Raw genomic sequence first — 11,014 nt, forward strand, 5'->3', positions numbered from 1 at the left:
ATGTCAAACATAATTCAACCTTTCGTTAGGAAGGGCCAATCATACTCTCACAGGACTAATTGTAAAGAATTTTAATCTTGAGGGAAAAACACTCCACGAACAGTTAATTTCTTAAAAGTCACGACTTATGAGAGGAAAAGCGGCTTCTTACTGATAGAGGTATTCAGTAGGAGCTTTAATCTGAAATTTACGACATCGCCACTTCTTGACTTCTCTGTGGCCACGTATATAAAATTTAATTGAGGCAAGGTAGTGAACTTGCCGTAACTACAACGTTGCCCCACAGGCTTTCTCCCTCCTGGCCTGTGGGGCTTTTTTTATTACAAGTCAGGGTTTTTAGTAATTCTGCATTTCTGTCAATTTCACACCATCATAACAATGTAAGAGGATTAATAAGACATAGAATGACCCAAAGATTTTCTGCCGTTATTAGGTTATTAATTGCCAGATTGTTGTAAATAATTAGAATCGGTTGACAAACCTAACTTCAGGAATAAGGTGAACTAACACAGGTAAAAAATCCCCGACAAAGCCAACCTTCTCGTGAGAGAAGGACGGAAAGTGGCGGGTCTTTACTCCTCAAAAACAACGATAAGATGGCCGAGCTGCCGAAGGATATTTATCCAACGGTATGACTTGGTTTTTTATTGAGTGGGTGGGGCTACGCTAAAGAATTAAAAGAAAGGAGGAGGTAAGTTTCAAGCAACAATCACTCTAGTCATAGGAGCTTCAAAATGAAAAAGCTATTTTCAATCAGATGGTTGATGGTCAGCCTTGTCTTGGCCTTTGTTTTGTCACCTGTGACGCTCGACCTTTCGTCTTTTTCCGTACACTACCAATCTGTTTTCGCTAGAGGCGGAGGCGGTGGCGGTGGCGGTGGCGGTGGCGGTAACGGTGGAAGCGGTGGAAGCGGCGGAAGCGGCGGAAGCGGACATGACGCTGGACATGACGCTGGACATGGCAGTCATGGTGGTGCCAATACCTCCAGCGAACACATGCAAGGTGAACAGATGCAAGGTGAACAGATGCAAGGTGAACAGATGCAAGGTGAACAGATGCAAGGTGAACAGATGCAAGGTGAACAGATGCAAGGTGAACAGATGCAAGGTGAGCACATGCAAGGTGAGCACATGCAAGGTGAGCACATGCAAAGTGAGCACATCCAGGAAGGCACAAATTAACTAAGAAACTAGAAGCTAAAACAAAGGCCACCAGGATACGATCCTTGGTGGCCTTTTTATTTCAGGGTCAGTAAGAATTTTGTCTTTTTGTAAGTTTGACTGCACCAAATCAACATAAGGGAATTTCTGAAAATTTTAGGCGTGTCAGTACAATCTTTTATGGCGTCTATTCCAGCAATTCCTGAGCTGGACACGCTGTAGATTATTCAACGGTACCCCACCCAATATTCATAATATTCAACATGGCAACCGCGTTAAATGTCTATATGGAGACAAAAAAGCTATATTGTCGGGAAGTTAGTCTAGTGTCGGTCGTTGGCACGTTGGATGCAATATGTTAGGTAGTTCTTGCAAACAAACATAGCAGTGACATTCAGAGTGTAACTAAGAGAGGAACTCGTCATGAAGAAAAAAACAATGACCATCGGAATGACAGCAACATTTCTCTGCCTAGTTTTTTTAGGAGCATTTTTAGCTCAGGGATATGAAATGGAGGATTATGAACCCAGGTGTGCCATTGAGAGGAATGTAACTCCTTCTTATTCTCAACGAGGTCCGAATGTGAACAAGGAAACCATCGCAAGACTTTCTTCCGAGGCTAGCATTGAGGATTTGGAGAACGCTTACTATTACCAGATGATCGATGACAAGTATATCGATGGTCAGATTGAGTTCGTAAACTGCTCGAAGACCAGATCGTGCGGCGAGCCATCCTCTCAAATCAATAATTGCCAATCCTGCGACTGCTGATTGTTTTGACAGCGGCTCCCATTAGAGAGATCAGGGCAGTCTTCTCATCGTAACTTTCCCAAGTGCTATAATTGAGGCACATGCCTGCATACTACAAAAATAGACAATTTACGCTACTTCGTAATTGGCTTGACATACGAAGTGATGAACTAAAGGGTTTCGTACTAGCGACTTTCACTCTTTCCCTCATTACTGCCTCGAACGTCCTGTTCAGTAATTATGCAGAAACAGCTTTTTTAAAGCGCTTCGGTGTAGATTCCCTGCCTAACGTGATTTTGGTTAACACCATTTCAGCCATCGTGGTGATGAGTCTCGTTAGTCGGTTATTGCAACGCTTCCCAGGTCATACTATTTTACGGTGGACACTGGTTTTTTGTACGCTGAGTGTATTTCTCGCCCGCATAGCAATCCCTCTGGAAATAAAGTTTCTTTACCCTGTCTTCTATGTCATGAAGACCCAGTACGAAATACTCTTAACCTTTCTTTTCTGGTACCTGGCTAACCATATTTTCTCCGCACGACAATCAAAAAGGCTGTTCCCATTGATGGTCTCAGGGGGTATTTTGGGTGGCCTCTTTGGCAGTTTTTCCACTCTGTGGTTCGTACATTTAGGTGCAGTAGATAATGTATTATGGGCCTATGTTGCAGGAACGATGACCGCAGCTTTTCTGGCTGGCCGGTTAGCTAGCGCTGAGGAACTTCAATCAGTTAAAGAGAAAAGCAGCCCCAAAAGAAAAACTCGGTCTCTGTTTTTTGCTGAGATGCGCAAAGTGTTACCAATGATGGAGAAGTTGAAATTGGTGCGCTGGTTAATTCTATTAACCTTGATCCCCAACGTAATACCACCCTTGCTCAACTACCAAGTCAGCTTTGCTATTGATATGACCTATACGAATGAGTCTTCAATGCTCAGCTTTTTTAGCTTTTATAGGGCCGCCCAACTCATACTGGCGCTGATACTGAGTTTGTTTGCCAGCAGAATTTACAATCGCTTTGGACTGTCTGGTGGTTTGCTGATTCACCCCTTTAATCACCTTTTGATATTTTTTGTTTTCATGTTGCAGTTTGACCTTTTGACCGCTGTTTATGCCGGCGTTAGTGTTGGTGTCTTACGGCAAGCAATTCAGACTCCTGGACGCCAAGCATTAAATGGGGTGCTGCCCAATGAACAACGAGTTATACTTTTGCCGTTTCTTAAGGGAACTGTCGTCCGACTTGGTGCCCTTATTGGCGCAACATTTGTTGTTTTATGTCAGGGTGCCTATTTTGCAATTTGCAATTCCCCCCTCCACCCGCAAAACTTGGCAGTGCTTGGCTTTGGTTTTACTTTCCTATGGATATTGGTTGCTCTTCAAATCAAAAAGCGCTACGCGGAACTTGTCCTCGAGACACTCGACTGGCGCGGTTCTGAACGTGGTAGGATAGACATTTCCGACGAGATAATGTCTCGTGCTAGAGAACAATTATCGAATGTTAAGTTGAGACTGGCTCAGGCTAAAGCAGTTAAAAATCAAAACAAGGGTACAGTCCCAGAACAACTTGTCTGGCACCTGTCTGAGTCAGCACATTCTCATGCCTTCGATATTTTGAGAACGCTGGAAAATAGCGACGCCTCTGGACGCCTAAGCACAGTGCGGTCAGCACTAGAGGGAAAGGATGCTCGCACTAGCGCAAATGCCATTGAGGTGCTCGAACATCTTCTCCCCAAAGAACTGTCGCGAGGCTTGGTACTGGGGTTAGAGAAAAACTTGCGAGGTGGCAGACATTATGATGGCCCTTTGTTGCAGGATTTGGCCTCCGATGGGGACAAAGTTGTTAGAGAACTTGCACAGCAAATAATAGGCAAAGTCGACCCTAAAACTTAGAGGGGACTGCTGACTCAAACTTGTTTCTCTCCATGGCGAACAGAGTTCTAAATTTCACCTCATTCGGGTTATTGTTGACGAGTCTGTTGCAGATGACCGGCCCCGGTGAGTTAATTCTTTGTATGATGTAGTTGTGAGAACAAAGAGAGTGGTACAATCATGAAAAACAGTAAAAAAGGTAGGAGCTATGATGAAAGTCTTGTTGTCCTTTGCAATCCTTTTCTCCGTTAGCGTGTTTAGTTTGACTGGCTGCCAGCAGGAAGAGGTCGTGGTAGAAGATACCGGGATTGTCGAAGCGACCGAGGCCTATCTCAAATTTTACGGCATTCCTCCCCAGGGAAATGAGGGGCGTGCCTATGCTGCCGTGGGATATTTGCCTACTAAAGACAACCCAGAAAAAATTGGACCTCTACCGGTTTTCTTATTCACCAAAGAAAATCAGACAGAAAAGGTCCTTAAGAAGTTGGTCTCTGGCGATCTCATAACATCAGACAAGCAGCCTTACGATAACCCTTTTCCTGAGGATCTTGAAATCCTTGCAAAACCAATACAAGAAAATACTTTGGTCCTTGACTTAGTCACGACTCGGCAGTGGAAGGATGAGATCCTGCGTACCGGAACGATTGCATTGATGGAGACGGCACTTCAATTCGATGAAGTAAAATTTGTAAAAGTGACATTGAACGGTGTGCCTCTCTCATGGATTCCAGACGCTGGGTATCAGAAGCGCCTTGACGTGGTTGTTGATGTTCCTCCCCCAATACTGATCCTTATGGCCGGGGCTTGGGGAAAAGGACAAGAAGAACCTGAGGAAGTTCTTGTCGAGTTTGATCGTCCGGTCAAAGTCAATAGCTTTGAGCTTTATCATCTGGATGGTCAAAAAGTTGAAGGGGAGTATTTTAAGTCGATTTTCCAGATGGCCGTTGTTGTTCATCCAAAGTCGCCGGAACTATTCCAAGAGGGCACATCTCTCCGTGCTGAGTGGAATGTTGTTGATGAACTGGGCAGGGAGAATAGTGGTGTTGACACGATGCCGCTCAAAAAACTCATTCACTAGACCAGAGATGTATAACCACATTTTTTCAGGTGCTTGAAATATTTTTTACAACCTATGGTCCTATATTGTGAGGTAGACGATGAATAAATTTTCCATTTACCGTTTTTTGTTTTTCGTGATGATGAGTATGGCGCTTTCAACGACAACATGTCTGGCTAGCGGAAAAGGGGATCATGATCACAATCACGGAATGAGCACTCATATGCAGGCCATGCATGCTCTGAAAGATAAAGTTCCAACGGATTATCAAATAATGGAGCGTACTCCCATAATCCCAGACCAAGAATCGCTACAAAGGGGAGCAGATATTTTCCAAGAACAATGTGTCGTTTGTCACGGACAGCAAGGGAAAGGGAATGGTCCGGCTGCTAAGGGCTTAAATCCTAAGCCAGCTAATTTTCTGGACCAAGAGCATAGTGCTATTTACGGCCCGGGGGAGAAGTCCTGGATCATTGGTAACGGTAGTGGAGAAACAGGTATGCCAGCTTTTTCGAGTTTGAGTTTGATAGATCGTTGGGACCTGGTCAATCATATCTATCAACTACAAGGGACAGAAGCTGAAATGGAAAAACATGAACATGACCATTGACCAATAATCCTGGACTTTAGGTACGCCATATAGTGATTTTTATAAGTCACGACTTGTGAGACAAAAAACGACTTATTATTGATAGCGGTATTTAGGAAGCTCTTTAATCCGCAAATTCAAGGCCACTAGGATTAACTCCAGGTGGCCTTTTCTGTGGTTGACAACATTCAGCAATCCATATACTTTGACGATCTTTTTGTGAGTAAGACCTATAGCCCTAGGAGAAATCAGTGAAGACAACTTATACCACTCAAGGAACATGTGCTCGATCCATTGAAATAGAAATTGATTGTGAAAAAATAAAAGAAGTTAAGTTTGTTGGCGGATGTAGTGGCAACACAAGTGGCCTTTCCATGTTGCTAAAAGACATGCCTGTAGAAGATGTAATTTCACGGCTTAAAGGTATCGCTTGTCGCGGAGAAACCAGTTGCCCCGATCAGCTAGCTAATGCTCTTGAAGCGATGCTTCTAAAGAAGGCATCCTAACAATTATTTTTTGAGAACCTTATTAAGCAACATGATGATGGCCACCCGTTACTAGGTGGCCATTTTCCATTTGTCAGGGTTTCTAGTAAACACCTCAAACACTCCACGTCTTATCATCAAAACAATGCGAGAGGACTTTTAGTAAATATCTCCTCCTTACTCTTGAACGCCATATCTCACACAAATCCATTCTTAAATATCAGGGTCAGTAAGAAATTCTCATTTCCGGCAATTTCGTACCCTCAATCGTTGCGAGTGGATAAATAGTATACTCTCGACTCACATTCGCCGATTTCTAGTCAGCAGAGACTTCTTTGCCAATATCTAGACTTGTTGAATATATACAACGAAGCGATAGCATTAAGTTAAACATCTCTAGCCTTGATATTGTACCGCTACTTTCCCGTATGTTTACTAGTTCGGCCCGAAGAGGTGAATCCGATGTCAAGTCAAATCATAGGCTACTATACGCCACGCAAAGAGAAGCTGCTGAGGGATTTTGACATTACCTCTGCGTTGATGAGGGGCTCCTTGATCGCACGCTATGACGAGGATTTCGCCAATACACTGCAAAGAGGGGCCCGCCAGCACTATGGAGAACTCATTCCGGAGATCCCCTACATAAAGGGGCCTCGTGCCAGGATGTTCAACACGTTTCTCTTCATTTCCGCTCAGGAACTCGCGGTCTACAAGGCAATGACCGAACATGGTAAATCTCCTGGAGAGGTGTGGGAGCTATGCCACGAGGCCCTTCGATTGAGATTGGCCGGGTTCCCGCAGTGGAAACGGCTGCTAGTGCGGCGGTTCATGTTCTCACGCTTTGTTGGGAGGATTATGGCGAGGCGGGTTCGCAAAGGGCAGAAGGATCGTTTCGGTGACTTTGAGATAGAGTATCTCGTCGGAGAGGCTGATGACTTCGACTTTGGCGTCAACTACCTTCAATGCGGGAACTTCGAATTCGTCAAGAGACATGGGGGAGAAGAGTTTGCCCCATACGTCTGCATGTCAGATATTGTGTTGGGACAGACCATGGGGTGGGGTCTCAGGCGCACTCAGACGCTTGCCGACGGGTGTCTTCACTGCGACTTCCGATTCAAGGATGGCGCAACAACGCAGATCTCCTCAAAAACGCCTCAAGTGCAAGAAACGATCGAAAGAATACGCAAGAGGGAGGCCGAACAAGGCGCTGCTGCGGACGGCTAGACTCCGTCGCTGAGCTTGTACCGTTATTTGTATTAAGAAGTCGGGGACACTTATTCTTATAATGCAGGGTATTTAGAAAGATGAAGATGATGGCCACCTGGAGACAGGTGTTCTTTCGTGTTAGGTGATGTTGAAATACTGTTTTCTAGCGATAGTCTTGTTGTTGGTTGATTAGAAAAACCTTACAAACAGGAGGAGAACATTATGCCTCTTCATTTCAACGATCGAGACATCAAGTCAGAAGTCAATGGACTGAAATCAGTTTTGATAGTCCCATGCAATATGTGTCCAGCGGTTACTGTGGCCGTGAGAGAAGATAAACCTTTTATCCAGATATTTAAACATTTCCTGAAGTCAGCACCGTTTGAAAAATACTTGCGCGAACTACAGTCAAAATTCAAGGAAAATGGCGTGAACACAAAAGTGTTTAAAAGCCAACTTTATCACCATTGGTTTATGTGCATGTGGACATCTGGAAAACGTAAAAAATTACAAAAACTAGCGAAAGAATATGATGCAATAGTAGTTTTAGGCTGTAAATCAGCAACCGAAACTGTCCGTGATGTGGTCAAAGTAAATAATTGCAAGGTAATCGAAGGGATGGAATCAACAGGCATTATGAACGCAGAATTAAGGTTTCATCTGCCCGGGAATATCTCCTTTGAGAACTGCAAGACCGTTCCCATGTCTCTTCAGAAAAACAATTAGGATGCACCTCTAGAACTTGATCGTTAGTTTGCGTTTTATGGTGGATTAAGCCGTAAGGAGATAAAGACAATGACCCCAAACCAACCGTATATGTGGCATTGGGAAGGAATGTGGGTTTTCCCCTTGATCATGTTCGTAGTAATGATCGTCTTTTTGTTTCTTTTTGTCAGGCGAGGCGGTTGTAGACCTCCGTGGTGGGGTCCGAGAGGATATCACGGAGAAGAGGGAAATATGGGTTCAGCATTGGAAATATTGAAAACGAGATATGCCAAGGGAGAGATAACAAAGGAGGAATTTGAACAGATCAAGAAGGATATCTTGAGTTAGCTGTTTATGGAATTACACCCTAACAAGGTTCTCGCTAGGGCGCTAAACAGTTAATCGGCAAGTGCACCTCAATCCAACTATTCAGCATTCTGTTCCGATACAGCACATGACTGTCGTTATAGATTTTCCTATTCATAGATTGCAGGGCTTGCAACATGTCAACGAAGACTATTAGTGAAGAGGACCCTCAAACAGTATCCCCTCATCAGTGGATCAGATTAGTTGTGTTTTATCTCCTTATCCCGGTGATTTTGTTGATATGCGGTGGGGATCTCGGTTGGTGGCAGGCGTGGCTCTATTCCCTACTCATTGTTGCCACAGGTATAGGTGGGCGCATGTGGGCGGAACAGCGGCATCCTGGATTGATGGCTGAACGACAAAATATTGAAAATATCCGAAACGCAAAAGCCTGGGATAAAGTGCTTGCTCCACTGATGGCGGTGAGTGTCGGGTTCCCTGTGGTTATTGTAGCTGGGCTGGACCACCGCTATAACTGGTCACCCGAATTTCCGCTATGGCTCATCATAATTGGCTTTATTTTGATCTCACTCGGATACGCTTCCGCTGCATGGGCATTGGCAGAGAATCGCTTTTTTTCCAGCGTGGTGCGCATTCAGACGAATCGAGGGCATGTGGTGTGTGACAGTGGTCCGTACCGCTTTGTACGGCATCCGGGTTATGCCGGCAATATCCCTTCACTATTCGGTATTGTTCTCGCCCTGGGCTCGTTATGGGCACTAATTCCAGTGGCGGTAGCATCCATCGTCACGGTGATTAGAACCGTACTTGAAGACCAGACTTTACAGGAAGAGTTGCCGGGCTATCGAGACTATGCACGACGCGTGCGCTTTCTTTTAATTCCTGGGATTTACTAAGGCCGAAAGGGGCTCATCCGTGCGCTTTGATGAGGTGTTTCTCGCAAAATTGAGAAAGGGTGTTGCACTAAGTTCAGTTGCTGTTCTGTTGTTCGTAGAATTTAGTTTTTTCTACGACTTTTTTTATCCTTTTCGCTTTCTGTGGAGTCAAGGCAAGAGAATCGAGCTGTTCCTGTCATTGATTCTATTCTTCTGGAGCCTGTTCGGCACATTCCTGATATTCTTTAGTGGTCGCAGTCTTCTGCGAAAAACAACCATCCCTTTTCTTCTCTTTTTTTTCCTTTTTAATATCGGTTCCTTCAAAGTCTCAAAAGCGCCCCTTGATTTCCAGACGGCAGATTTGATCGTAGGATATTTTCAATGGTGGGCCGGGGCGGTGGTTGAAAATATCGGCCTAGCGGTACTGCCTCTTTTTATCATTCTCATCCCGGTTATTATTTTCGTTGAAAGGTTACCGGATCTTTTAAAGCTGAATATCCCCGAAAAGTTCTATTTCGTTCCACTAAGCGCCGTGATCCTTACCTTTATTGGTCTGCAATATACCCATGGCCATTTTGATCGATATCCTTCCTTTTTCAGGGTTCCGTCAATTCTGGCATTTGCCGGCCTCAGTCACGTCTACGATGGTAAAAAAGAGAATGTTCGTTACCCAGGTTCCTTCGATACGCAGGTTGATAAAATTGTCTTGATAGTGGATGAAAGTATCCGTGCGGACATTCTCGGCATCAATGCATACGAAAAAGAGACGACCCCCTTTCTGCAATCACTGCAAACCGGCATGGTAAATTTTGGGTTGGCCGCATCCTCTTCGAATTGCAGTGATTATTCAAACCTCATTATCAGGTCGGGTTTAAGAAAAGACGAAATCCCCGACATCGACCAAGTGAGCTTAAAGAAGCCATCGATCTGGCAATTTACCCGGAAAGCCGGGTATTACAATGTGTATATAGATGCCCAGAGTGCTGATGAATGGGATAACTACCAGAACTTCATGAACAAGCATGAGGCGTCTTACGTAGACGAAATCGTTCAGGTTCGCCAGGAAACCGCCTACGAAAGTGACGGCGTTGCTCGTGAAAAGTTAATCAATCTTCTCAGGCGACCAGACAAGACCTTTATTATGCTCAATAAATATGGAATTCATTTTCCATACTTCAGGAGCTATCCCGAAAAGTACAATATTTTCACCCCGACGCTTGAGTTGGGTGAGCCGATGAATGATAGAGAAAAATCTCTAAACTCTTTTATGAATGGAGTACGTTGGAGTGTTGATACCTGGTTTAAAGACCTGCTATCCGAAGGTGGCGACTTCAAGACTTATACCATCTTATATACAAGCGATCATGGCCAAAATATCTTCGATGACGGAACATTGGCGACGCACTGTAGGCCGAGAGCAAATCGCTTCGAAGGTATCGTACCTATGATTGTTTTTTCCAACGATGCGGCGATTTTGGAAAGTTTCAGGTCGGTTCTATTAACAAGTTACGACAAGACGAATCATTTTCAGATATTTCCGACTCTACTTGGCCTTTCCGGTTATCAAGGGCCTTGGGTTAGTCACCATTACGGAGCATCTCTGAGTCAGAGCCCCGGCACTTCACCAGAATTTTTTGTTGGAGATCTCCATGGTCGTGGCTCAGTCAACCAATGGGTCTCAATATTTCCCATTGAAAATGAACGTAAGTAAGTATCCGTCAGCCAAGTTTGCAATACTTTTTCGAAGGTCCTTCAAATGTTAGGAGGATAAGATCCTTGGTGGCCGTAATTTATATCGAATTGCATCATTCCACTATAGTGCTAACCTTGTTTACAATACGTCAACCCTTCGGGGGTGCTTATGCTCAGACTTACCGAAAAAGCCACTAAGTTTCGCCAGGATTGCATGCGCATGTTTTTAGATTTTTACGTGCTTATCCCTTCCATAATATTCCTGCTTGCTGTTTTCCTTGCGGTGGTTTATATCGGCACTTG

General features: G+C 44.4%; 11 protein-coding genes and 1 riboswitch. All 11 genes read left to right on the forward strand.

Annotated elements, in window-relative coordinates:
* Window positions 1-521 precede the first annotated feature (521 nt).
* Window positions 522-613: riboswitch (cyclic di-GMP riboswitch) on the forward strand.
* Between the two features lie 121 nt (window positions 614-734).
* The 11 genes from P9J64_17360 (at window position 735) to P9J64_17410 (ending at window position 10,730) form a co-directional block, all read left to right on the forward strand.
* Window positions 735-1,181, forward strand: coding sequence for a hypothetical protein (locus tag P9J64_17360; GenBank protein MDG5470087.1), 447 nt, complete (start codon window positions 735-737; stop codon window positions 1,179-1,181).
* 402 nt (window positions 1,182-1,583) lie between these two features.
* Complete coding sequence (locus tag P9J64_17365; GenBank protein MDG5470088.1) at window positions 1,584-1,931, forward strand: hypothetical protein; 348 nt, start codon at window positions 1,584-1,586, stop codon at window positions 1,929-1,931.
* An 80-nt stretch (window positions 1,932-2,011) separates the two neighbouring features.
* Window positions 2,012-3,796, forward strand: a complete 1,785-nt coding sequence (locus tag P9J64_17370; protein MDG5470089.1) for a hypothetical protein — start codon at window positions 2,012-2,014, stop codon at window positions 3,794-3,796.
* Between the two features lie 187 nt (window positions 3,797-3,983).
* Window positions 3,984-4,853, forward strand: coding sequence for a GerMN domain-containing protein (locus tag P9J64_17375; protein ID MDG5470090.1), 870 nt, complete (start codon window positions 3,984-3,986; stop codon window positions 4,851-4,853).
* 79 nt (window positions 4,854-4,932) lie between these two features.
* On the forward strand, window positions 4,933-5,442 hold the full coding sequence (locus P9J64_17380; GenBank protein ID MDG5470091.1) for a cytochrome c: 510 nt from the start codon (window positions 4,933-4,935) through the stop codon (window positions 5,440-5,442).
* 230 nt (window positions 5,443-5,672) lie between these two features.
* Window positions 5,673-5,927, forward strand: a complete 255-nt coding sequence (locus P9J64_17385) for a TIGR03905 family TSCPD domain-containing protein (GenBank protein MDG5470092.1) — start codon at window positions 5,673-5,675, stop codon at window positions 5,925-5,927.
* Between the two features lie 441 nt (window positions 5,928-6,368).
* Window positions 6,369-7,130 (forward strand): L-2-amino-thiazoline-4-carboxylic acid hydrolase, encoded by a 762-nt coding sequence (locus P9J64_17390; protein ID MDG5470093.1) that lies wholly within the window; start codon window positions 6,369-6,371, stop codon window positions 7,128-7,130.
* Between the two features lie 204 nt (window positions 7,131-7,334).
* Window positions 7,335-7,838, forward strand: a complete 504-nt coding sequence (locus P9J64_17395) for a hypothetical protein (protein ID MDG5470094.1) — start codon at window positions 7,335-7,337, stop codon at window positions 7,836-7,838.
* A 231-nt stretch (window positions 7,839-8,069) separates the two neighbouring features.
* On the forward strand, window positions 8,070-8,165 hold the full coding sequence (locus P9J64_17400; GenBank protein MDG5470095.1) for an SHOCT domain-containing protein: 96 nt from the start codon (window positions 8,070-8,072) through the stop codon (window positions 8,163-8,165).
* A 155-nt stretch (window positions 8,166-8,320) separates the two neighbouring features.
* A complete protein-coding gene (locus P9J64_17405; protein MDG5470096.1) occupies window positions 8,321-9,040 on the forward strand; it encodes an isoprenylcysteine carboxylmethyltransferase family protein in 720 nt (239 codons plus the stop codon).
* 19 nt (window positions 9,041-9,059) lie between these two features.
* Complete coding sequence (locus P9J64_17410) at window positions 9,060-10,730, forward strand: sulfatase-like hydrolase/transferase (GenBank protein MDG5470097.1); 1,671 nt, start codon at window positions 9,060-9,062, stop codon at window positions 10,728-10,730.
* The last annotated feature ends 284 nt before the right edge of the window (window positions 10,731-11,014 follow it).

It is taken from the genome of Deltaproteobacteria bacterium IMCC39524 (assembly GCA_029667085.1).
Classification (GTDB): domain Bacteria; phylum Desulfobacterota; class Desulfuromonadia; order Desulfuromonadales; family BM103; genus M0040.

Coding starts and splice junctions, on each gene's coding strand:
- P9J64_17360 (MDG5470087.1), top strand. CDS start 735: ATGAAAAAGCTATTTTCAATCAGATGGTTGATGGTCAGCCTTGTCTTG.
- P9J64_17365 (MDG5470088.1), top strand. CDS start 1,584: ATGAAGAAAAAAACAATGACCATCGGAATGACAGCAACATTTCTCTGC.
- P9J64_17370 (MDG5470089.1), top strand. CDS start 2,012: ATGCCTGCATACTACAAAAATAGACAATTTACGCTACTTCGTAATTGG.
- P9J64_17375 (MDG5470090.1), top strand. CDS start 3,984: ATGATGAAAGTCTTGTTGTCCTTTGCAATCCTTTTCTCCGTTAGCGTG.
- P9J64_17380 (MDG5470091.1), top strand. CDS start 4,933: ATGAATAAATTTTCCATTTACCGTTTTTTGTTTTTCGTGATGATGAGT.
- P9J64_17390 (MDG5470093.1), top strand. CDS start 6,369: ATGTCAAGTCAAATCATAGGCTACTATACGCCACGCAAAGAGAAGCTG.
- P9J64_17395 (MDG5470094.1), top strand. CDS start 7,335: ATGCCTCTTCATTTCAACGATCGAGACATCAAGTCAGAAGTCAATGGA.
- P9J64_17400 (MDG5470095.1), top strand. CDS start 8,070: ATGGGTTCAGCATTGGAAATATTGAAAACGAGATATGCCAAGGGAGAG.
- P9J64_17405 (MDG5470096.1), top strand. CDS start 8,321: ATGTCAACGAAGACTATTAGTGAAGAGGACCCTCAAACAGTATCCCCT.